Annotated in this window: 21 protein-coding genes; 15 read left to right on the top strand and 6 right to left on the bottom strand. The window is 61.1% G+C overall.

Features of this window, described 5'->3' with window-relative positions:
* Window positions 1–310 precede the first annotated feature (310 nt).
* From DWV48_RS00590 to DWV48_RS00605, 4 genes are all read left to right on the top strand, one after another.
* Window positions 311–1,051: a methionine ABC transporter ATP-binding protein gene (locus DWV48_RS00590; RefSeq protein ID WP_118652391.1), complete on the top strand. Its 741-nt coding sequence runs from the start codon at window positions 311–313 to the stop codon at window positions 1,049–1,051.
* Window positions 1,044–1,709, top strand: coding sequence for a methionine ABC transporter permease (locus tag DWV48_RS00595; RefSeq protein ID WP_118652393.1), 666 nt, complete (start codon window positions 1,044–1,046; stop codon window positions 1,707–1,709). Before DWV48_RS00590 ends, DWV48_RS00595 begins: the two co-directional genes overlap by 8 nt.
* A gap of 365 nt (window positions 1,710–2,074) precedes the next feature.
* Window positions 2,075–2,944: a MetQ/NlpA family ABC transporter substrate-binding protein gene (locus tag DWV48_RS00600; RefSeq protein ID WP_118652395.1), complete on the top strand. Its 870-nt coding sequence runs from the start codon at window positions 2,075–2,077 to the stop codon at window positions 2,942–2,944.
* Window positions 2,945–3,110: 166 nt separating this feature from the next.
* Window positions 3,111–4,136, top strand: coding sequence for a YitT family protein (locus tag DWV48_RS00605; protein ID WP_118652397.1), 1,026 nt, complete (start codon window positions 3,111–3,113; stop codon window positions 4,134–4,136).
* 102 nt (window positions 4,137–4,238) lie between these two features.
* On the opposite strand, the gene yihA is transcribed toward DWV48_RS00605, so the two are convergent.
* The 4 genes from yihA to DWV48_RS00625 form a co-directional block, all read right to left on the bottom strand.
* On the bottom strand, window positions 4,239–4,877 hold the full coding sequence (gene yihA / locus DWV48_RS00610) for a ribosome biogenesis GTP-binding protein YihA/YsxC (protein WP_118652399.1): 639 nt from the start codon (window positions 4,875–4,877) through the stop codon (window positions 4,239–4,241).
* A 16-nt stretch (window positions 4,878–4,893) separates the two neighbouring features.
* Window positions 4,894–5,724: a 5'-methylthioadenosine/S-adenosylhomocysteine nucleosidase gene (locus tag DWV48_RS00615; RefSeq protein ID WP_118652401.1), complete on the bottom strand. Its 831-nt coding sequence runs from the start codon at window positions 5,722–5,724 to the stop codon at window positions 4,894–4,896.
* 136 nt (window positions 5,725–5,860) lie between these two features.
* Window positions 5,861–7,219, bottom strand: a complete 1,359-nt coding sequence (gene moaC, locus DWV48_RS00620) for a cyclic pyranopterin monophosphate synthase MoaC (RefSeq protein WP_118652403.1) — start codon at window positions 7,217–7,219, stop codon at window positions 5,861–5,863.
* Between the two features lie 5 nt (window positions 7,220–7,224).
* Complete coding sequence (locus DWV48_RS00625) at window positions 7,225–8,388, bottom strand: GTP 3',8-cyclase MoaA (RefSeq protein WP_118652405.1); 1,164 nt, start codon at window positions 8,386–8,388, stop codon at window positions 7,225–7,227.
* 174 nt (window positions 8,389–8,562) lie between these two features.
* Between DWV48_RS00625 and DWV48_RS00630 the strand changes: the two genes are divergently transcribed.
* Together DWV48_RS00630 and DWV48_RS00635 are read left to right on the top strand one after the other, a co-directional pair.
* A complete protein-coding gene (locus DWV48_RS00630) occupies window positions 8,563–9,903 on the top strand; it encodes an MFS transporter (protein ID WP_118652407.1) in 1,341 nt (446 codons plus the stop codon).
* A 130-nt stretch (window positions 9,904–10,033) separates the two neighbouring features.
* Window positions 10,034–10,780, top strand: a complete 747-nt coding sequence (locus tag DWV48_RS00635) for a YitT family protein (RefSeq protein WP_118652661.1) — start codon at window positions 10,034–10,036, stop codon at window positions 10,778–10,780.
* Window positions 10,781–10,817: 37 nt separating this feature from the next.
* On the opposite strand, the gene DWV48_RS00640 is transcribed toward DWV48_RS00635, so the two are convergent.
* A complete protein-coding gene (locus DWV48_RS00640; RefSeq protein WP_118652409.1) occupies window positions 10,818–11,726 on the bottom strand; it encodes a MurR/RpiR family transcriptional regulator in 909 nt (302 codons plus the stop codon).
* A gap of 251 nt (window positions 11,727–11,977) precedes the next feature.
* Between DWV48_RS00640 and DWV48_RS00645 the strand changes: the two genes are divergently transcribed.
* Complete coding sequence (locus tag DWV48_RS00645) at window positions 11,978–13,015, top strand: LacI family DNA-binding transcriptional regulator (RefSeq protein WP_118652411.1); 1,038 nt, start codon at window positions 11,978–11,980, stop codon at window positions 13,013–13,015.
* On the opposite strand, the gene DWV48_RS00650 is transcribed toward DWV48_RS00645, so the two are convergent.
* Window positions 12,996–13,991 carry a LacI family DNA-binding transcriptional regulator gene (locus DWV48_RS00650; RefSeq protein ID WP_118652413.1) on the bottom strand — a complete coding sequence of 332 codons (996 nt, stop codon included), beginning with the start codon at window positions 13,989–13,991 and terminating at the stop codon, window positions 12,996–12,998. The two genes, DWV48_RS00645 and DWV48_RS00650, sit on opposite strands and share 20 nt — an antisense overlap.
* A gap of 153 nt (window positions 13,992–14,144) precedes the next feature.
* Between DWV48_RS00650 and DWV48_RS00655 the strand changes: the two genes are divergently transcribed.
* From DWV48_RS00655 to DWV48_RS00690, 8 genes are all read left to right on the top strand, one after another.
* Window positions 14,145–15,617 carry an alpha/beta hydrolase domain-containing protein gene (locus tag DWV48_RS00655; protein ID WP_118652415.1) on the top strand — a complete coding sequence of 491 codons (1,473 nt, stop codon included), beginning with the start codon at window positions 14,145–14,147 and terminating at the stop codon, window positions 15,615–15,617.
* 28 nt (window positions 15,618–15,645) lie between these two features.
* Entirely contained in the window at window positions 15,646–17,268 is a 1,623-nt protein-coding gene (locus tag DWV48_RS00660) for a DUF4038 domain-containing protein (RefSeq protein WP_233545996.1), read from the top strand.
* 94 nt (window positions 17,269–17,362) lie between these two features.
* Window positions 17,363–18,634 carry a PTS sugar transporter subunit IIC gene (locus DWV48_RS00665; RefSeq protein ID WP_158574783.1) on the top strand — a complete coding sequence of 424 codons (1,272 nt, stop codon included), beginning with the start codon at window positions 17,363–17,365 and terminating at the stop codon, window positions 18,632–18,634.
* 90 nt (window positions 18,635–18,724) lie between these two features.
* On the top strand, window positions 18,725–19,027 hold the full coding sequence (locus tag DWV48_RS00670; protein WP_118652419.1) for a PTS sugar transporter subunit IIB: 303 nt from the start codon (window positions 18,725–18,727) through the stop codon (window positions 19,025–19,027).
* A gap of 2 nt (window positions 19,028–19,029) precedes the next feature.
* On the top strand, window positions 19,030–19,347 hold the full coding sequence (locus tag DWV48_RS00675; protein WP_118652421.1) for a PTS lactose/cellobiose transporter subunit IIA: 318 nt from the start codon (window positions 19,030–19,032) through the stop codon (window positions 19,345–19,347).
* A 280-nt stretch (window positions 19,348–19,627) separates the two neighbouring features.
* A complete protein-coding gene (locus tag DWV48_RS00680) occupies window positions 19,628–21,028 on the top strand; it encodes an L-fucose/L-arabinose isomerase family protein (RefSeq protein ID WP_118652423.1) in 1,401 nt (466 codons plus the stop codon).
* 2 nt (window positions 21,029–21,030) lie between these two features.
* Window positions 21,031–21,867 (top strand): transketolase, encoded by an 837-nt coding sequence (locus DWV48_RS00685; protein ID WP_199588805.1) that lies wholly within the window; start codon window positions 21,031–21,033, stop codon window positions 21,865–21,867.
* Entirely contained in the window at window positions 21,860–22,801 is a 942-nt protein-coding gene (locus DWV48_RS00690) for a transketolase family protein (RefSeq protein ID WP_118652425.1), read from the top strand. The genes DWV48_RS00685 and DWV48_RS00690 overlap by 8 nt, the downstream gene beginning before the upstream one ends.
* Window positions 22,802–22,818 lie beyond the last annotated feature (17 nt).

Raw genomic sequence — 22,818 nt, forward strand, 5'->3', positions numbered from 1 at the left:
GCCGTTTCGAGGTAAGGGGCGGACTCGGGCAGATGCGTTGCTTTCGATTAAAGGGGCCCTTCGGGGTCCCTTTTGTTACATGGTAGTTTCCCAGCTTGCCCGATATAAGGTACCCTGTTACTCTCATCCCCATGATTACGTTTGTTGGACATAGCGCGAACATGATGATGGTCATGGAGATGCCCTCGCCCGGGCACTTTGTCATGCCGCGCGATTTCCGCGTGCTGATAGAGACCGGGCGCCTCCACTAGGTTGTCTCCGGCGGGAGATGGCCACAGGTCCCATTCCATCTTCAAGCGGAGTTTTCCTCGTGATCAGCATCAAGCATGTGTACAAAACGTATGACGGGGGCGCCGAGGCGCTCTCTGACATCAATCTCGAGATCGCCGACGGCGACATCTTCGGCATCATCGGTATGAGCGGTGCCGGCAAGTCGACGCTCGTTCGCACCATCAACCTGCTGGAGCGTCCCACGACGGGCGTCATCGAGGTCGATGGCCGTGACGTCACCGCGCTTTCTGGCGAGGAGCTTCGCGCGTATCGCCGTCGCGTGGCGATGATCTTCCAGAACTTTGGCCTGCTGGCGCAAAAGACCGTGCTGGACAACGTCTGCTTCCCGTTCCTCGCCGCCACCGGCAAGGTGACGGAGGCAAACCGCGCCCGTGCTCTCGAGCTGCTCGACCGCGTTGGTCTTGCGGAGAAGGCGCAGAGCTATCCCAGCCAGCTCTCCGGCGGGCAGAAGCAGCGCGTTGCCATCGCCCGCGCGCTCGCCTGCGAGCCCGAGGTGATCCTCTGCGACGAGGCGACCTCCGCGCTCGATCCCAGCAGCACGAACACCATCCTCAAGCTGCTGCGCGACATCAACCGCGAGACCGGCGTGACCCTGGTGGTAATCACCCACTCCATGGACGTGGTCGAGAAGATCTGCAACAACGTCGCGGTGCTCGAGCGCGGCCGCGTGGTGGAGCAGGGGAGCGTGGCGGAGGTCTTCGCCGCGCCTCGTGCCGAGGCCACGCGCGTATTGCTTGGAAAGGTGGATTGGGATGCTTAACAATTTCCTCGCGGAGTTCGCTCCGCTGCTCATTCAGGGCACCGTCGACACGCTTGTCATGGTGTTCGCATCCACGGCGGTGGCCTATGTCATCGGCACCGTCCTCGGCGTGATCTTGCACCTCACGGCCCCCGGCGGTCTGCGCCCCGTTCCCGCGCTCAACGCGGTTTTGGGCTGGGTGGTCAACATCGGACGCTCTCTACCGTTCATCATTTTGCTCATCGCCCTCATGCCCGCCACGCAGGCACTCGTGGGCACCTCCACCGGCGTAGTGGGCGTCATTCCGCCCCTGGTGGTCGCTACCGCCCCGTTCGTGGCGCGCATGGTCGAGCAGTCGCTCGCCGAGGTGAGCCGCGACGCCGTTGAGGCCGCTGAGGCCTGCGGCGCGTCCGTCCCGCGTATCGTGTTCTCCGCGCTTCTGCCCGAGGCACTGCCGAGCATCGTGCGCGGCGTCGCCGTGACGCTCATCGCCGTACTGGGCTACACCGCCATCGCCGGTGCCGTGGGTGCGGGCGGTCTGGGCGACATTGCCATCCGTTACGGTTACTACCGCTATGAGGATGAGGCCATGATCGTCACGGTCGTCCTGCTCGTTGTCCTCGTCCAGCTCATCCAGTCCGTCTGCAACGCCATTGCTCGCAAAGTGGACCACCGCTAGAGGTTGGTTTGCTGCTAAGGGCTTTGGCTCGTCGATTTCGAGGCGTTGCCCTCGTGTATCTGGCACCGCCTGCCCGCGCCCTCTACGATGTGGGCACGAGGTTGGGTCCTCGTGCCGGCGCGCATGGGTCTCGTGCCGCCGCGTATTGCTCGGCACAAGACGCGAAAGTGCACTCTCGCGGCGCTTTCGAGTCGTTTTGGCCCCAGTCCTTCCGCGAGAGTTAACTCTCGCGTCACTTTAGGGGCGATTCATCCGCAAATCCTCCGCGAAAGGTAACTTTCGCGGAAGGTGAGGGATGGGGGGGTGAACCAACGGCCCTCGATTCCCTCCCGCCAACTGTGTTTTCCATCTGAAAGGATTCCATCATGAAGAACTTCAACACCTCCATTTCCCGCCGCTCCCTTGTTGCTTCCGCTTTCGCGGGCCTTGGCGTTGTCGCTTTGGGCGGTCTGACTGCCTGCGGCGGGTCTGGCACCGCTGCCGAGGGCTCCGCTGCCGCCGGCTCGACCACGCTCACCGTGGCTGCAAGCCCCGCTCCCCATGCCGAGATCCTCAACGACTTCGCCGCGCCGCTGCTTGCCAAGGAGGGTATCGAGCTTAAGGTGAAGGAGTACACCGATTACATCCAGCCCAACAAGGACACCACGTCGGGCGCGGTGGACGCCAACTACTTCCAGCACATCACCTACCTGGAGAACTACAACGCCGAGAACGGTACCGACCTCGTCTCCGCGGGGCTGATTCACTACGAGCCCTTCGCCGTGTACGCCGGCACCTCCAACGACCTCGACGCCATCGCCGACGGTGCCACCATCGCCGTGCCTAACGATCCCACCAACGAGGGCCGTGCGCTGCTCCTGCTGCAGGACCTGGGCCTCATTGCCCTCAGCGATCCCGAGAACCTCGAGGCCACGCCGAAGGACATTAAGGACAACCCGCACAACCTCAAGTTCCAGGAGCTCGAGGCCGCTGCGCTTCCGCGTGCCCTCTCTTCGGTGGATTTTGCGGTCATCAACGGCAATTACGCCATCGAGGCGGGCTACCACGTGGCCGACGCTCTGGCTCACGAGTCCTCCGATTCCCTTGCCGTCGAGAAGTACGCCAATATCATCTGCGTTGCGAAGAACAACGAGGATTCCAAGGCCGTCAAGGCGCTCGTCAAGGTCCTGACCTCGGATGACTTTAAGGCGTATCTTGAGGAGAACTACGGCGAGGATGTTCTTCCGGCGTTCTAAAGCTTGCTCGACCGCCCAGTTGCGCATCCGCGCAAGACGGGCTCTCGTGTACTTCTTCGGGCTGTCCCGCGCGCACGGGACGGCCCGTTTTCTTGAGTGCGCTTGGTTTCCGCTTGCGTCGTCGCGCCGGCGCGTTACCATCAGGGCGCTATGGTTTCGGCGGACGATGGAGCGCGCGGTGGAAGAGCACGATAGCGGCAGGCAGGGCACCTTCGCGGCGGAGGGAACGGACGGTTGCCTCGCCACAGGGCATACGCCGCCTGTGGAGCCTTTGGAGCACTTGGTTTCCGAGGAGGATATCCGTCGCGGTGAGCGGGCTGGCGCCAAGCGTAGCAAGGACCCGGGCTTTCTTCATTTCTTCGCCGTCCTCAACGGCGGCCTCATCTTAACGGCACTCGCCATCGTCTTGTTTAAGACGCCCAATCACTTTGCCTTTGGCGGTACGTCTGGCGTGTCGGTTATCCTATCCACGCTGTTCCCGTCGCTGCCCGTTGGTGCGTTCATGTGGATCATCAACATCGCGCTCGTGGTGCTCGGTTTCATATTCCTTGAGCGCAAGGCAATCCTCTGGAGCGTGTTTGCGTCCTTTGCGCTTTCGGGGTATGTCTCGTTGTTCGAAATGCTGTTCCCGGGAGTCTCGACTACATCGATCACGGGCGATATGTGGCTCGATTTGTGCTTTGCCGTGATCTTGCCGGCGATTGGCAGTGCCATGGTGTTCGACATCGGCGCTTCAACGGGCGGCACGGACATCCTTGCCATGATTCTCAAGCGTCACAGTACGCTTGAGATCGGTCGCGCGCTGCTGCTGGTGGACATCGGAATCGTGTGTATCGCCGCGGTTCTGTACGGTCCGCGCGTGGGTCTTTACTGCGTGCTTGGCCTGTTTGCCAAGACGCTCGTGGTCGATAAGGCAATCGAGAGCATTCACCTGCGCAAAGTATGTACCATCATCTGCAAGGAACCTCTCAAGGTCGAGACCTATATCGTTAAGGAGCTCAACCGCACCGCCACGATCAGCCGTGGGTACGGTGCTTTCTCCGGCCAGCTCGTCACCGTGATCATGTGTGTGCTCAGTCGTCGCGAGGCGGTGAAGCTGCGTCGCTATGCGCGCGAGGTCGATCCGGGCTGTTTTATCACAATTGTGGACAGCTCTGAGATTGTTGGCAAGGGCTTTAGAGGTGTTAATTAATAAGACGTGCGGGGTTTATTGAAGATGCCCGCGTAGATGGCCTTGCCAATGGTGCGCGAGCCGCCGTTTTGCATGTGAAAAAAAGATGGCTACTCGATGGCGCTAGGCTTCGTTGAGGGCGTCCGAATCCGCGGCCCCATCGTTTTCGTTGTCGAGGCAGAAATCGACGATGGCCTGCTTGAGGCGATCGATGCCCAAGCCAGATTCACTGCTTGTGACGATGAGCCGATCGGCGGGGATGCCGAGCTGCTTGCGGATGGAGGCCGCTTGCTTGCCCTGCTGCGACTTGGAGAGTTTGTCCGCCTTGGTGAGGCAGACAATGAAGTTGAAGCCGTTCTCACGCAGGAAGTTGATCATCTCAAAGTCGAGCTTGCTCGGGTCGTGGCGGATGTCAACGAGGGAGACAACCAGATTGAAGCTGCGTTCGGAGTCGAAGAAGTCGCCGACGAGACGAGCCCAGCGGTCGCGCTCGGCCTTGCTTCGCTGTGCGAAGCCGTAGCCGGGTAGGTCGACGAAGTGCACGCCATCGGCTTCGAAGAAGTTGACATTGGCCGTCTTGCCGGGGGTGGAGGAAACCTTTACCAGGCTTCGACGGTTGAACAGCTTGTTCATGATTGAGGACTTGCCCACGTTGGAACGGCCCACAAAGCTGACTTCGGGGCAGGTTGACGGTGGAATCTGCGACGCCTTGCCATAACTGGCGACGAAGTGGACTTTGTTGTAGTTGATGGCTTCGGCCATAGGGCAGCCTTTCGTGCTAGTCGCGGGGCTCGACACCCAGCTTAACCGCTAGGCGACGGACGATGGACAGGACGAGGGAACTTGCGCTTGCGGCATATTCCTCGAGGTCGAACTCGCGGGAGGACAAGGCATCGTAGCTCTCATCGCAGTTGTCTGAAATCGCGCGCAACACCAGGCAGTCAATCCCGTTCTTGGCGGCGATGTGCGCGATGGCGGCACCCTCCATCTCGACGCAGTCGCCCTGCGTGGCGGCGATGGCGGCGGCCTTTGCTTCGCATCCGCTCACGAAGCGGTCGCCCGTGGCGATGGTGCCGCGCAGGTACTGCTGCGGCTCGGTGCCTGCGTTGTTGCGACGGAACAACGTGGCATCGGCATCGGCTCGCGCGGCGGCAAGGGTCTCGGGGCCGGCGGCCGCATTGCCAGTGAGGGAGGCGTCGATGTAGCCGTGGGCGCGTAGCGTTTCTTCGGCGAGGTCGATGAGGAAATCGGTGCTGGTAAATTCCTCGAGTTCGGGAGCGGATTCGGCGATGAGGGCCGTGTCGGTGTCGAGGTAACGCAGGTGCTCGCCGATGACGACGTCGCCGATATGCAGCTGGGGGTTGAGGCCGCCAGCGATACCGGAAAAGATGATGGCATTGGCATGGTAGGCGCTGATGAGATGTTGCGCCGCTGCGGCGGCGTTGACCGTACCCATGCCGGCGGTGGTGGCAACCACTGTGAAGCCGTGATACTCGCCGCCCACGATATGCAGACCAGCTTCGTCGACGACGGTGCCCTTCTCTACGGCGGCATAAATCTGGCGCACTTCCTTTTCCAGCGCGCCGATGATGGCGATGGTGGGTGTCATGCGTCTCCAATCGGGTAAGCGAGTGTGTATCGCGGCCTATTCTAGCAGCGCAAAGGTGAACGCCAGCGATTTTGCGGCAAACGAACAGACCCCGAACGGTCGCCCGGGGTCTGCAGAACGCGAACGAGCTGGACGGCTACTTCAGATTTTGCAGGTGGTCGTATACAAAACTTGCGATAGCGGCAGAGTCGTTGATGTCGAGGAAAGGCGGCAGCGTGACGTCGGATTCGTTGAAAGCGCGCCCCTCCTCCCCGGCGGCGGTGCGGGCGGCCTTTGCTGCTCGTGTGCGGAAGTCGCGTGCCACCACATCGTTGCAGGCCACGGCAAGCGTGTTCTCGTCGATGAGCTCAAACGAGTCGCGTCCACGCATGCGGTCGATGCCGCTGCGCGCCACGGCTATGCTCGGCAACCCCGCCGTCTTGTAGCCCTCCACGATCACGATGTCCACATCGGTGTAGTGCGCAATCAGGTCGCGCACGGGAACCTCGCCGTCGATCCGCGCGTATTCGGCGTAGGCGCCGGGCGAGACAAGGCCCACATGGCGGCTGCCCGCCTGAGCGTGACGCCACGAATCCTTGCCGGGCTGGTCGATGTCGAAGCCCTTGTGGCCGTGGTGTTTGATGGATCCCACGCGCAGGCCGCGCTGGGTGAGTCGGCTAATGACCTTCTCGACGAGCGTCGTCTTTCCGGCGTTTTGGTAGCCCACAAAGGCGATGGCCGGCGCCGCCGCCCCTGTGCGCGGTCCGCCGGGCAGCGGCGAGGGATCGAGGTCCTCGGGTGCGGGGGAGATGGGGTGGAGGGCCGCGTTTGCGGCATGGGTGGAGTCGGCGATGGCCGTAGCGTCATCGGTGCCTGCCATGTCTTCCGCACCGTCGCGTTCCCACAGGCCGGAACGCCCGCCCTCTTTGTGGAGCAGGCGTACGTCGACGATTTCCATGCCGCGGTCGACGGCCTTGCACATGTCGTAGATGGTGAGGCAGGCGGCCGAGGCGGCGGTAAGGGCCTCCATTTCGATGCCCGTGACGCCCGTCACGCCGCAGGTCGCGCGCACGCGAAAGCCCACGCGACCGTCCTCGCGCTCTGGTGCCCAGCCGCTCGCGAGCTTTGTGCCCGGCGCGGTGATGGGCGCTATCTCGACCTTCGCCTTGGTGAGGTTGAGCGGGTGACACATGGGGATGATGTCACTCGTGCGCTTGCTCGCCATGATGCCGGCGATGCGCGCGCAGGCGAGGACGTCGCCCTTCTTGGCGCGGTCCTCGAGGACCATCGCCTGCGTCTCGGGGTGCATGAGGATGGAGCCCTCTGCGATGGCGAGGCGCTGGGTGACCGCCTTTTCGCCCACGTCGACCATGCGCACATCCCCGTGCTCGTCCACGTGTGTGAGCTCATCGCGGTAGGCATCGCGCGGCTCAACCACGGCGGCGGGGTACTTCTCGTGTACGGCTCTGCCCAAGGTCTTTGGGCGCTCGGGCTTATCGGGGGTTCGGGCGGTCACGGAGATCAGCCTCCAATCTGCGACATGAAGCGCTGGGTTCCATCAATGTGGTCATGTTGCTGGGGTTTATGGGCAATCGCGGTGCGATACAGGGCAACAACCGCTTCGTCGTCGCCGGTGCGTAGGGCGTCACGTACGTTGTACTCGGCGTCGGAGAAGAGGCAGGGCCTTAGCTGACCGTCGGCGGTAAGGCGCAGGCGGTTGCAGGCGCTGCAGAAGTGGTTGGACATGGCGGAGATGAAGCCCACGGTGCCCGCGGCGTTGGGGAAGGCCCAGTATCGTGCGGGACCGGCTCCGTACGGTGCGCTTTCGTCCACGGGAGCGAGGGCTCCGATACCCATCGCACGCGCCTGGCTCGAGATGAGCTCGCGCAGCTCATCTGAGGGCACGACGTCGCTTGCGTCCCACAGTTCGGGGTTGAGGGTGCTCCCGGAGCAGCCCGAAGTCCCGGCCCCGCAGTGGGGCGAGGTAGCTGAACTCGACCACATTGGCTCCTCAGGTGCCTCGGATTGCCCCGAACGAGGAGGGAGCACGCCTTGGGTGCGGCGACCGACGATTGAGGGGCAAGGCGAGGTGGCTGAGGAGCCAATGGGCATGTACTCGATGAAGCGCACGTGCACGGGGCGCTCGAGCGACAGCTTAGCGAGCTCGAGCACATCCTGGTCCATACGCCTGACCACGACGGTGTTGACCTTGACCGGATCGAAGCCGTATTCGAGGGCGGCATCGATGCCGGCGAGCGCCTGTTCGACGCGGCCCAGGCGCGTGATCTGGGTGAAGCGGTCAGCGTTCAGGGTGTCGAGCGAGATGTTCACGCGGTCAAGCCCGGCTTCGCGAAGTGCCGGCGCAAGACGAGGGAGCAGGGCGCCGTTGGTGGTGAGGGAGATGTCCTCGATGCCATCGATGGCGCGAATTTCCTCGATGAGGGGCACGATGCGGTGCGAGACGAGCGGTTCGCCCCCGGTGAGCCGCACGCGCGTGATGCCCTCGGGAGCGACGAGCCGCACGAAATGAGCGATCTCCTCGGCGGAGAGCAGCTCATCGTGCGCGCGCATCGCGACGCCCTCCTCGGGCATGCAGTACACGCAGCGGAAGTTGCACTTGTCCGTGACGGAGATGCGCAGGTAGTTGATGCCTCGGCCGAAGCCGTCGTGAAGTTCGCGGGGCACGCGGGCGCCTTTCGGGATGGTCCGGCGGCATGCCGGTGAAGGGTAGATGATTTCATGGTACCCCACGTCACCGAGGGGAACCACGATGGTTCGCATGCGTTTCGGGAGGGGGCCGGTAAGCCGGTTGGGGTACTTTGCTACACTGGAGTGCTAAAGCACGGGAGATGGGAAGATATGGGAAAGGGACATTTCTCCGGCCTTTGCGACCGGTTTACCTATTCAACGCCGGAGCTCACGCAGCAGGTTCGTCGGTTCATCTGGGCGCGTCTGTTGCTCTATCTCGGCGCGATGTCGAGCTATTTCATCGGCGTGATGGGAACCCTCACGTTCGCTATGGGTGCGGGCGTGGGGGACAACGCCATCGCGGTCGGCTTGCTCAACTTATGCATCGTGTTCGGCCAGATTCGCGGAGGTGGTTTGTTGGACCGCATGGGACCGCACTTCTACCTGCGCATCGCCGTGGCAGGACTCGTCGCGAGCGGCCTGCTCTACCAAGTGGTGGGTACGAGCGTCGTGGGCGTCTACATCGGGGCCGCTGTGTTCGGGTTCGCATGGGGCATGGCCGAGACCATCCCGCGCTCGTACCCCGCCTATCTCACGGATGACCTGGATGAGCTCAAGCGCATCAACGCGCTCGTGACCCTTACGGGCAACATCGCCATCGTGGTGGGGCCGCTTGTGGGTGGGGCGATCTCGCTCGTGGCTCCCACGCAGGCGGTATTTTTGTTCATGGTGGCCTGCTCGGCGCTTGCGCTCATCCCCGGATGGGGGATCGAGGCTTTGAGACAGCCTGGTGAGCTCGATGGGGGCGCCGACGACATGGGGGAGGCGGCCTTCTCGTCGACGGAGGGGGCGCCAGCGGGTGATTCCGCTCCCCGGGGGAATATCTCCGCGGGCTTCTCCGTCATCTTTGGCAGCAGCGTACTCACCTTGCTGTTCTGGGCAACGCTTCTTTCCTTCATGGGATACGGAGCATTCGACCCGCTCGAGTCCCTGTTTTACCGTGATGTGCTCAACGTGGGTGCCGAGTGGATGGGCTGGCTGTCCGCTCTGTCGGGCGTGGGCGGTCTTATAGGTGCCGCGCTTGCGGGCGTTATGCCCCCGCGCCTCATCAACGTGCGGGCCCTGCTCGTGGTTCTGTGCATCACGGGGCTCGGTAGCCTGCTGTACGTTGCCACGCCCTTCGTACTTATCGCGTGCGTTGGGCAATTCATACTCGGTATCGCGTTCTCGGCATTCGGCCCCATTAAGGACACCCTTGTGCAGGTGCATACGCCGCTCGACCGCATTGGCCGCGTCAATGCCGCTATGGGCGCCGGGTACAACATGGCGGGCGCGATTCCGCTGCTGTGCGCCCCGAGCCTCGCGCACATGTTCGGCGTGCAGGGGACGCTCATAGCTGCGGGCATGCTGGTCGCTGTGGTTCCACTCGCGATTCTGGTGGTGCGCCGCCGGGAGCTTGCCCAACTGGTGAAGAGCGAGCGCGTGGCAGAGGAGGAGCTCGCGGAAGGATAGCCGCCCACTTATGAAGGTGCTTTTGGAGACGGCGTGAACGAGCAACGACGCCCCGCGTGCTCGGCTTGCCGCCGCCGTAATCCTCAGCTAGGCTGGATATGCACGAGATCACTTGGGAGACGTGATATCCATGCCGCGCAAGAATACGCAGCACCAGAACGTGACAACGATCAATAGCGAAGACGCCACGACGGAGGGTGACAGTCCGAGCGTGCGCATCGCCGGCTTGAGCCCACGTGAATTCGCCAAGAGGGTGCTCGTCATCTTGCTCGGGTCCGCCATCGTGAGTTTTGGCGTGCACAACATCCATAATGTCACGGGTATCACCGAGGGCGGTATCATCGGCCTCGTCCTGTGCTTCGACCATTGGTTTGGCATCCCGCCCTCGGTCGTTACGCCGGTGCTTGACGGCCTGTCGTACCTAGTGGCGTTCAAGGTTCTGGGTGGTGGCTTTTTGGGCTGGTCCGCCGTGGCGACGGTTTCGGTCGCCGGATTCTACAAGCTCTGGGAGAGCCTTCCCCACATGCTGCCCGATCTTTCGAATCAGCCGCTTGCCGCTGCAGTGCTTGGCGCCCTGTTCGTGGGCGTGGGCGTGGGGCTCGTGATTCGTCAAGGCGCTTCGGCTGGCGGCGACGATGCGCTGGCGCTCTCCATCTCCAAGGTCACCGGTTGGCGTGTGGGCCGTTGCTACCTGTTCACCGACCTCACGGTGCTCGCGCTCTCGCTTACGTACATCCCGGTTGTCAAGATCGCGTTTTCGCTCATCACGGTTACGATTTCCTCTGCGGTGATTGATGTAGTGAAGGATGCCTCGTGGGACCACGTGGAGGAGCTGGGCGAGTGGTTGCGCGAGCGCCGCATGTCCGTTCGTCGGTGAAAACTCGCTCATGAAATTGTAAAATAGCAGGTAGATACTATCGCAGGCGATTGAGCATCACGCTGGCGTATTCGCTGGGGCTGAGCTCGGTGCCGCGGAGGGCGGGAAGGGCCGTTGCGGGAAGTGCCCGTTCCAGGAATTCGAAGCTCGCGCCGTAGTCCTGCGCGAAGAGGCAGCAAAAAAGCGAGTCGAGCACATATTGCACGGCAATATGGCTGGCGAACTGGGTGATGCGGTTCTGCAGGCTCTCCTTGTCGCTCACGTGTAGGTACACGTTGAGGCCCGGGTTGAGTTGCCCCCCGCGCCGCGTTCCGACGAAGACCGTGGGGACTCCGCGTTCCTGCAGGATCGGCAGGATCGTGGCGAGATTGGGCCCTAACCCCGAATATGAGATGACGAGCGCCACGTGCGTCGGGTCCGCGGCGAGGGCGACCCGCGTCTGAGACTCGATGCTCTCGAAACAGGTGGCGGTGCGCCCGATGGAGAGCAGGCGGTCGCAGAACATATGGGCTGGGTAGAGGTTATGCGACTGCGTGAAGATGTCGATCGACGCCGCGCGCTCGAGAAGGCCCGCGGCCCGATCGAGCTCGACGCCGTCGAGCACCTCGCGCGTGTCGGCGAGGGTCGTCTCGTAGACCTGCGCCATGCTCGTGAGGACCGCATCGGCGCTCTCGCCTGCATTGAAGGGGAAGTTGATGTCGACGTCGCCCGAGTGCCTCTGCTGCTCCTCGGCACGCGCCACCTCGACTTTGAGTTCCTTGAACCCCTCGAGTCCGAGTTTTTTGCAGAAGCGATGCACGCTGGGAATCGAGACATGCGCCGCGCGGGCGAGCTCCTTGATGGTGAGGCCGTGCAGCCTGCCGCCGAGCGCCAGCACGGTGCCGGCGAGCTGCTGCTCGGCGGGCGTGAAGCCCTCCGCCAGCTCCATGCGTCGCTTGATGTCCATGACGCCCCCCTGTGCGGAGATGGTTGGATGGTATCAAATGAGGATATCAAAACGTGTCAATGATATGTTCCGCCGTCGGCGGAGCCACGATATCGATCTGCAGGTGTCGGTTGAGGATCTGGAACAGGTGCCGACGCGTGTTCAACCTGACCGTTTACGGAATACTCGACACTGCCCCCAGCATTTTGCGGTATCTATACATATAGCAAAACATTTAGCAAAACATTTGTTTAGTTGTTTAGGAGCGATTCATGGCCAAGGTCAGCGTTCGAGAGATCAGCCGTGCGACGGGGTTCTCCCCGGCGACGGTTTCCAACGCGCTCAACGGAAAGCGCAGCGTGAGCGAGGAGACCGCCCGCATCATCCGCGAGGCCGCCCAGAATATGGGCTATCAGCAGAGTGCGCAGCTCGACGCCATCACGTTCGTGCTTGCGCGGAAGAGCGGCAAGATTGTCGATGAGAGCACGTTCCACCCGTCGGTGATCGAGGGCGTCGAGCGCCAGGCGCGCCGTCACGGCATGAGCACCTCCTTCGTCTCCGTCGACTTCTCCGATTTGGATGCGGCACGGCCCCAGGTCGAGTCGATTGCGGGCGACCCTTCCGCCGCCATCGTGCTTTTGGGCACGGAGCTCGGGGAGGAGGATTTCCGCCTGTTCCGTGACTGCGCGGCGCACATCATCGTGCTCGACAGCTGGAGCGACCAATACGATTTCGATGCCGTGGTGATGTCCAACGAGGATTCGACCCTGCGCGCGGTCAACTATCTGATCGAGCACGGTCATCGCAAGATCGGCTATCTCGCCGGTGATTTCCGCATTCAGAATTTCAAGGCGCGCGAGCGCGGGTTCGAGCGCGCCCTTTCCGAGGCGGGTATCGAGGTGGAGCCCGCCTGGCGCGTGTCGCTCGGCACCACGCTCGAGACGGCATATGAAGATATGGCCGCATGGCTCGCTAGCACGCCGCGCGAGCGGCTGCCGACGGCCTTCTTCGCCGATAATGACGTGCTCGCCGTCGGCGCCCTGCGAGCCCTGTCTGAGGCGGGTATCGAGGTCCCGCGCGACGTGTCGATCATCGGTTTCGATGACCTCTCCGTCGGCGCCTTCTCGAATCCCCCGCTCACGACGGTGCACGTGCTCAAGCACGAGGTGGGGGAGATCGCGGTGAGGCGTTTGGTCGGTAACATCCGAAGCCCCAAAGTTTATACATGCCGAACAATGGTATCGACGTATTTCGTAGAGCGTCGCAGTGTGAAATCAACGAATGGGACACCTAGGCCGATTCGCGCTTAATCAGGGAGACTCCAACTCCAATGCTGATAGGGTGGTGCTCGCTTTCATCTATGACCTCGATGATGCGCCCGGCGGCAAGGGAGCCCATATACCGCGATGGGACATTCAACGTGGTGAGTCGCGGCTGCACGTAGGTGCCGCCTACGTGGTTGTCAAAGCCGATGATACGCACATCGTCGGGCACGCGATAACCGCGCTCCATTAGCGCCTTCATGGCACCTATGGCAATATCATCAAAAACGGCGGCGTAGCTTTGGGCAAGGGGCTCGCCCGCATCGATGATGCCGAGCATGTTTGCGTATGCGTCGTCTGGAGCGACGGCGAGCTCGTGGATGATGCCACACTTTTCCGACCCGGCTAGCTGACTGACGGCGTGCTCGTAGGCAAAGCGTCGCTCGGCGAAGTTGCCCAAGGTAATGGGTGTCGCTAACAGCCCCGGGACAGATCCATACTTCGAATACAGGTACTGTACGGCAAGCGCCATACTGGCGGCGTTGTCGATCTTGACCGTATCGACCCCAACGTTCATGCATGAATCCAGCAGCAACAGAGGGCAGTCCAGCGACGCGAACGGCATAAAATCCGACTCGAACATCTCTGTCGCAAGGATGATGACGCCGTCGTATTGCGCCTCGGCGATGTTGGCAATCTGCTCCTGTATGTTCTCGTATGGCGAGTAGTTCACCAGTGAAAATGAGAACCCCGCGTGCCTCAGGGCGCCTTCGACTCCGGCAAGCATGTCGGAAAAGAAAGGGCTCGAGAAGATGCGGCGTCGATTAAAGGCAACCAGTGCGACGGTTCCGCTCTTTTGGCGCTCAAACTTAATCTTGCTAAAGTCGTAACCTAGGGCCTCGGCGGTGCTGAGTACTAACTGGCGAGTCTTTTCGCTTACGCCGCGTCGGTTGTTAAGTGCGAGGGAGACGGCCGCTGCCGAGATTCCCAGCTGGTCGGCGATTTGTTTTGCAGTGACGGCCATGGTGATTCCTAACGATTGACAACTAAAAGTGAGCTTAACACTCAGCTGTTCATTAAGCTAAATATTTAGTAACTCAACTTAGGAATCGATAGAAGTTAAGTTGCGTCCCCAGTAGAGTTTGTCTCAACAAACGCAACGACAAGGGGGACGAAGATGATCAGCGGTATTTTTGAAATGCCCATTACGGATCAGAGCTATCCGTTTTCGAGCGCCGAACGCTACTGTCATCTGAGCACAAAGGATTACGTCGAGCGCGAGTATCGCGTTGACGGTACCGCCAACGTGTATCGCACCGCCGACGAAGACGGCGGCGTGGAGGTCATGACTGCCGACGCCCCTTATTCCAATCGGATCGTTGTTCGTGCTCCGAAAGATCCGGCGCAAGCGAGTGGCAATGTGGTCGTTGAGATCATCAATCCCACATCGTTTATGGAAATCGAGCGCATGTGGATTTTGGGCCACGGCGAGTTTGTGCGCTCTGGCGATATCTATGTGGGCATTACCAGCAAGCCCAATACCATCGCCAAGCTCAAGGAATTCAATCCCAATCGCTATGCCTTCATGAGCTGGGCAAACCCAACTCCCGAGTGGCCCTTTGACTTTGATCCGGAACAGCTCGTACGCGACGGCGCGCTTCCCGACATGGACATCTCTTACGAGACTGGCCTGTTTTGGGACATGCTGACCGATCTTGCGTGGCTCTTGCGCGGAGACTCCGACCTTAACCCGATCCGCGACTATCCTCGCCAGGCAATTTGCCTTACAGGATGGTCTCAGTCCGGCGCCTACCTGTTCCGCTACCTTAACAGTTTTGCCTATCGCGAGGATGTGCGCCGTGACGGCCGCGTGTTTGACGGATACCTGTCTGGCGGTGGCATCCATTCGATGTGCATTCCCGTCAACCAGTATGAATGCAGCCGGGAATACGCACACCATCTACTGCGTGTGGAGCACGTCGAGGAGCCGTTTATCGCCCTTCAGACCGAAAGCGAGAACGGTCGCTTTGAGAGTTGGCGCACGCTTATGCCCGATAGCGACGATCCCGATTTTAAGTACCGGCTGTACGAGGTGACGGGTGCTTCCCACGATACGCAGTGGAGTTACGTCGACTATTACCAAGACGACGAGGATCTTAAGCGTATCGACCATCTGCCGGTGTATGTCGGTAAGCATGCCGAAGCAAACGCCTATCCGTCGCAGTATCTGTTCCATGCTGCATTCCGTAACCTGTTCCGCTGGGTCCGTACGGGTGCAGCTCCGGCAATCTGTCCACGCATTGAGCTGGACGCGAACGGCGAGAACGTAAAGGATGCCCTGGGAAATACCAAGGGCGGACTTCGCACCTGCCTGCTCGAGCATCCGTTTGCCCGCTACTCCAACACGAGCTTGGTGGAGCCGGGGCAGGGCACGGTCGATAAGACGAGCGATAAGGACGGGCTGTTTGGCCACATGGAGTCGTTCTCGGCATCGATGCTCAAAGAGCTGTACGGGTCGCTCGAAAACTATCGCGCTCTATGTGAGCGCGATACAGCGATCGGGGTGTCACAAGGCTTTATTTGTGCCGAGGATGCCCAGGCGATCGTTGATTTTGCCATGGCATCCGCCCGTGAGCGAGGACTGAACTAGCAAGACTAAGACCGGAGAGGGGTCTGCAATGGATATGACGTTGAATCAAGATGCCGTTGCCGAGATTTGGCGACCGGTTGTTCTGACGTTTGAGAGCGCCTGTTCGTTCGATAACCCGTTTTTAGACGTTGAGATTTGGGCGGAGTTCACCGGCTCGAGTGGCAGGGTAATTCGCCGCGAGGCCTACTGGGATGGTGGGCGTACCTACTGCGTGTCGTTTGCCCCGACCGAGCTGGGTGTCTGGAACTATGTTATCGAGGCTCCCGAGCAGACCGGTCTTAATGGCTGCATGGGCAACGTCGAGGCCGTGCCGTACGAGGGCGAGCTCGATCTGTACCGCCACGGTTTTATCCGCGTTGCAGACGATTCGCGCATGTTTGCCTATTCAGATGGTACGCCGTTCTTTTGGCTGGGCGATACCCATTGGGAGTTTGCCTACCGCGAGAGCTGGGATGCGTCGAACCACCCCGGCATGACGAGCCAATTTCGCGGCATGGTCGACCTGCGTGCCGAGCAGGGCTTTACCGTCTATCAGACCAACCTGCGCTCTGACATGGGCGCAGGAGATCGCTATTGGATTGACGGTGGCATGGCCAAGGGCGTGGAAGATGTGCCTAATGTGGCCTTCTACCAGCGGGAGCTCGACCGCCGCATGGCCTATATCGCCGATGCGGGCTTAGTGAATGCGCTTGGGCAAGCGTGGGCGTTTGCCATTCTCGGCGAGCATGCCGTGGAACACCAAAAGCACCTCGCCCGCTACCTGGTGGCGCGCTACGGTGCATATCCGATGGTGTGGACGCTTGCCGGCGAGGTTGCCGGATACCGCAAAGAAGGTCGAGCCGCCATGCTTGACGGCTGGCGTGAGGTCGCCTTGGAGATTGAGGCACGCGACGGCTATGGTCATCTGGCGACGGCGCACTATACCAACGAGCGCCCCTTTGCCGATTACTACCAGGATGAACCCTGGATGGACTTTACGCTCAACCAGGCCGGTCACGGCGATTACCTCATCAAGACAAGCGACTACTTTGACTATCTGGCAGCTCATGACGACAAGCCCTTCGTTGAGGGCGAGGCGCTCTACGAGTTTTGCTCGACGCTCGAGGAGATGGGTACGCGCCTGTGCACCGCAGACATGCTGCGCCGCGTGGCGTATATCTGCATGCAGGCCGGCGGCGCCGGCTATACCTACGGAGCCCAGGGAATCTGGGACAACGTGTGGGAAAGCCCTGAGGAGCTCGACCCCTTTATGGCGATCTTCAACCGCTTTGGCATTACTTGGGCCCAGGCGGTAGACGGAGAAGGTGCGGTGCAGATGGGCTACATGCGTTCCTTCTACGAAGACAATCACTTCTGGGAGCTCGCTCCCTACGAAACGACCGATGCGGGCAACCTGTTTGCCAACAAGGCTCCGCTGGCAACCGCCAACCAGGACCTTTCGCGCATCGTCGCGTACTTTGGCGATACCGTGCGCCAAAAGCTTGCTATCGAGGGTGTGCCGACGGGCGCTGCCTATGCAAGCCGATGGTTTAACCCTCGCACGGGCGCATACCGTGACGGCGAGGACGCCCTTGCCGTCACGGGCAGCATCATTCTGCCTGACAAACCCGGGGTTGGGGATTGGCTCCTCGTCCTCGAGCTCAAGGCGTAACCATATTTCCATTGGTCATAGGCGGGAAAGAGTCGGCCGCAATTTCCCGTTTGACAGCTAGATGAATCGTTTAGAGAGGATCAGTGAACACAAAATGAGCGTTCTCGATTCGATGCAGGGCTTCCTCGAGAAGCACGTGGGCCCCATTGCCCACAAAGTGAGTAGCTTTAAGGTCGTAAAGGGCCTTATGTCCGGCATGATGGCGACCATGCCCGTTACGCTGGGCGTGGCGCTGCTCTCCATTATCAACGGGCTGCCGATCCCGCCGCTGCAGGCGTTCCTTGCCAGCACCGGCATGTCGGCGACGATTACCGACGTACTGGTCGTTACCATGAACCTCGGCGCCATCTACATGTGCGCCTCGGTCTCGTACTCCTACGGCAAGGTGCTCGGGAACAAAGGCCTTACGTCGACGGTTGCGGCTATTGGCGTTTTGCTCCTGCTGATTCCTCTTGGCCATGCCGAGGACGGCTCGACGTTTATCGTGACCCGTTATCTGGGCAGCTCGGGTCTGTTCGTTGCGCTGCTCGTGGCGTTGATCGTGCCGAAGGCGCTTAACTTCCTTATGAAGCATATCGCCATCCCCATGCCCGATTCCGTCCCTCAGTTCGTTACCGATTCGCTGTCTCCGATGTTCTGCGCCATCGTCATCTTCACCACGGCTGCTCTGGTTAAGTGGGGCATGGGCATGACGAGCTTCGGCGATGTCTTTAACCTCATCAACAGCACCATTGCCACTCCCGTTATGTTCCTGGGCTCCAGCCCCTGGGCCGTTGTCATTTACTTTACGCTGTGCAACCTGCTGTTCTTCTTTGGTATCCACCCCAGCGTCCTGATGGGCGTGTACATGCCGGTTGTCCAGGCCTGCGCTCTTGCCAACACCGAGGCATTCGTTGCCGGCCAGCCACTGCCGTACCTGTCGTTCATCATCATGTTCTCTGTCGGTTCTGTTGACGCCCTTGGCATGGAGCTTGCGCTGCTCACGGCCAAGTCCGAGCGCTACAAGGCCCTCTCCAAGATTGCCCTGGTGCCCGCACTCTTCAACATCTCCGAGCCCATCATCTTCGGTACGCCCATTGCCATGAACCCTTATATGTTCATCCCCTACATCCTGCTCAAGCCCGTGGCCTGCATTGCTGCCGCCGTCGGCCTGATGCTCGGTCTGGGCAATGCATTTAACCCGACCATTTCCATGCCGTTTGTCGTGCCGCTGCCCATCAGCAACTTCTTTACGGGCGGCATTGGCCTGGTCGCAATCGTCCTCGCCGCAATCCTGCTGGTCGGACTGCTGTTTATCCCGTTCGTCAAGATGGCCGATAAGGAGGCACTGGCCGAGGAAGCTGCTGCAAAGGCTTCTGCCGAGTAGGTCATTGTCCACAAGTTCGAAGGTTCGGCCGATCGCGTTGATCGCCGAAACATATAAGTCCCTGTGAGGGGTTACAGGAAAGGAACTGCAATGAAAAACATCGTTCTTATGTGCGCTGGCGGCATGTCCACGAGCATCATCATGAAGAACATCAAGAAGGCCGCCGACGCCGAGGGCCTGGAGTGCGAGGTGTCCGCTCACGCCGTCAATGAGGCTGCCGCCATTGGCCGCAATGCCGACTGCATTCTGCTTGGGCCGCAGGTTGGCTATGCCAAGGATGAGGTCTGCGCCGCATGCCCCGAGGTTCCGGTCGGCGTAATCCCCATGACCACCTACGGCATGATGGACGGCGTCAAGGCTCTGGCTCAGGCCAAGGAACTGATGGGGCTGTAAGTATGACGGCAGAAGAGATTCAGCTTCAGAGTTTTCAGATCATTTCAGGCGTCGGTTGCGCGCGCAGCTGCTATATCGATGCGATTCATCTAGCTCGTGACGGCAAGTTCGAAGAGGCCGAGGCAAAGATCACGGAAGGCCAGCAGCACTATGCCGAGGGCCACGCTGCCCATGGTGGCCTTGTCCAGCAGACTGCCGCCGGCGAGAACCTGAGCATCGATCTTTTGGTCGTCCATGCCGAGGATCAGCTGATGAGCGCCGAGGGCTTTGGCATCCTTGCCAAGGAGTTCGTGGACGTCTATCGCAAGATGGGCGCGTAGCCACGGACTTTGCTGCCGGCTTATCACCGTGGGTGGTGTACTCGCGGTAACAGGGCGGTGTTGATTCGTTTACATACATGTGCGGATAGGGAGGGCCCTTCGGGGCCCTCTTTTGTTCCCCTTGTATGTTCAGTTTGTTTACATACCGTTTAGGCTGATTTCTCTACCGTTTACGGGTATTTCGCGTTACACTTCTAAACAAAAGAGTAAAACATTTAGTAAACAGAACAAAACGAAACACGCGTCTGTTTACTGAACATACAACTAGGGGAGGACGTACATGGATAAGATTAAGCTCGGCTTTGTGCCCACGCGCCGCAGCATCTTTAGCGCGCCGGACGCGCTTAAGTATCGCGGCCTGACGGCTGACCGCCTGCGCGAGATCGGTGTCGACATCGTGGACATCGACGACATTAACGACGAGGGCCTGCTCTTTGACGACAGCCATATCGAGCCTATCGTCAAGAAGTTCCGCGCCGAGGGCGTCGACGGCATCATGCTGTGCCACGCTAACTTTGGCACCGAGTACGTTTGCGCCCGTCTTGCCCGCGAGCTCGGTCTGCCTGTGCTGCTGTGGGGTCCGCGTGACGAGCGTCCCGAGCCCGATGGCACCCGCCTGCGCGATAGCCAGTGCGGCCTGTTCGCCACCGGCAAGGTTCTGCGCCGCTTCCAGGTTCCCTTTACCTATATGACCAACTGCCGCCTGACCGACCCCGAGTTCGAGCGCGGCGTCTGGGACTTTTTGGCCGTATGCAATGTGGTCAAGACCTTCAAGCACACTCGCATCCTGCAGATGGCGACCCGTCCGTTCGACTTCTGGTCCACCATGTGCAACGAGGGCGAGCTGCTCGAGAAGTTCAATATTCAGCTTTCGCCCATCCCCATGACCGAACTCGTTCAGGCTGTGCACGACGCTCAGGCCGACGAGCAGGCCATGGCCGCCATGCTCGACCACATTCGTCACAGCTTTGAGATCTGCATACCCGAGGACAAGGTCCCCGCGGTCGCAGGGCTCGCCATCGCTATGAAGCGCCTGGTCGAGAAGTACGGCTGCAACGCCGGCGCCATCCAGTGCTGGAACGCTCTGCAGGACGAGCTGGGCATTATGCCCTGCGCCGCCAACGCCATCCTCAACGAGATGGGCATCCCTATCGTATGCGAGACCGATATCCATGGCGCCATCACCGCGCTGATGGTCGAGGCTGCCGACCTGGGCCGTCACCGTGGCATGTTCGCCGACTGGACCGTGCGCCATCCCGATAACGAGAACGGCGAGCTGCTGCAGCATTGCGGCCCCTGGCCCTGCAGCTGCGCGGCCGTCAAGCCCAAGCTCACCTACCCGCTGGCTTTCGATCACCCCGGCGCGCTGACGGCCGAGGCTAAACACGGCGACCTCACCCTTGCCCGCTTTGACGGCGACAACGGCGAGTACTCGCTGCTGCTGGGCAACGCCCGCGGCATCGACGGCCCGGCCGGCATGGGCACCTACCTGTGGGTCGAGGTCGACAACCTCAAGCGCCTCGAGGCCAAGATTGTCGAGGGTCCCTACATCCACCACTGCGTCGCTATTCACGCCAACGTGGTGCCGGTGCTCTACGAGGCGTGCAAGTACATCGGCATTGCCCCCGATTTATACGACCCCATCGAAGAAGACGTTAAAGCCTACCTGCGAGGAGAGTAGAAATGGCAACTATCGAAGAGCTTGAGTCCCTGCGTTGGGACCTTCGCCGCGATTGCGTCGATATCATCATGGCTGGCGCCGGCGGCCACATCGGCGGCGACATGTCGGTGATCGACGCCCTCATGACCCTCTACGCCAACCACCTCAACATTTCGCCCGAGACCGTCGACGATCCCAACCGCGACCGCTTCGTGCTCTCCAAGGGCCACGCTATGGAAGCCTACTACGCGGTGCTCTGCCACGAGGGCTATCTTGACCTCGACGACGTCAAGGCCCGCTTCTCCAAGTTCGGCAGCCCCTACATCGGTCACCCCAACAACAAGCTCAAGGGCATCGAGATGAACTCGGGCTCGCTGGGTCACGGCCTGCCCGTGGCCGTGGGCATGGCGCTCGCCGGCAAGATGGACGGCCGCGACTACCGCGTCTACACCATCATGGGCGACGGCGAGCTTGCCGAGGGCTCGGTCTGGGAGGGCGCCATGAGTGGCGGTAACTACCAGCTCGATAACCTGTGCGCGCTCGTGGACCGCAACCGCCTGCAGATCAGCGGCAGCACCGAGGACGTTATGAAGCAGGACTCGCAGGAGGAGCGCTGGGCCGCCTTCGGCTGGAACGTGCTTTCCATTCCGGGCAACGACGTCCAGGCCATCGACGCCGCGCTGACGCTTGCGGCCGAGACCAGCGGAAAGCCCACGGTCATCATCCTCAACACGGTGAAGGGCTACGGCTCGCCCGTCATGGAGGACAAGGCCGCCTGGCATCATCACCTGCCCAACGATGAGGAATATGCCCAGATCATCGCCGATTTCGCTGCCCATAAGGAGGCCATCAATGGCTAACAAGATCGCCAACCGCAAGGTTATCTGCGACACGCTGCTCGAGGCCGCCGAGACCGATAAGGACATCGTCGTCCTGTGCTCCGACTCCCGCGGCTCCGCATCGCTCACGCCGTTCTTCAATCAGTATCCCCAGCAGTCCGTCGAGGTCGGCATCGCCGAGCAGGACCTGGTGAGTATCGCCGCCGGCATGGCTTCGTGCGGCAAGAAGGCCTGGGCCGCCTCGCCGGCGTCCTTTGTGACCACGCGCTCGTATGAGCAGTGCAAGGTCGACGTTTCGTACTCCAACACCAACGTCAAGCTCATCGGCATCTCGGGCGGCGTGTCCTACGGCGCTCTGGGCATGAGCCATCACTCCGCGCAGGATATCGCCGCCATGAGCGCTATCCCGAACATGCGCGTGTATCTGCCGAGCGATCGTTTTCAGACTGCCGAGCTCGTGCGCGCTCTGGTTGCCGACAACAAGCCGGCCTATATCCGCGTGGGTCGCAACCCGGTCGAGGACGTGTATACCGAGGACGAGTGCCCGTTCCAGATGGACCGTGCCACCTGGGTGCGTCGCGGCACCGATGTGACGATTGTCGCCACCGGCGAGATGGTCCGCCATGCCGTGGATGCCGCCGATCTGCTGGCCGAGCAGGGCATCTCCGCCACCGTGCTCGACATGTACTGCGTCAAGCCGCTCGACGCCGAGGCCGTGATCGAGGCCGCCGGTGTCACGCGCGCCGTCGTGACCGTCGAGGAGCACAGCCCCTTTGGCGGCCTGGGATCCATGGTCGCGCAGGTCGTGGGCGAGCATTGCCCGCGTCCGGTTAAGTGCTTGAGCCTGCCCGACGCGCCGGTCATCACCGGCACGAGCCCCGAGGTCTTTGCGCACTACGGCCTCACCGGCGAAGGCATTGCCAAGACGGTCGCCGAGTTCCTTCCCGCAGAGTAACCGGAATGTGACAAAGG

The sequence above is a fragment of the Collinsella sp. AF08-23 genome, from assembly GCF_003479805.1.
In the GTDB taxonomy this organism is placed as follows: Bacteria; Actinomycetota; Coriobacteriia; order Coriobacteriales; family Coriobacteriaceae; genus Collinsella.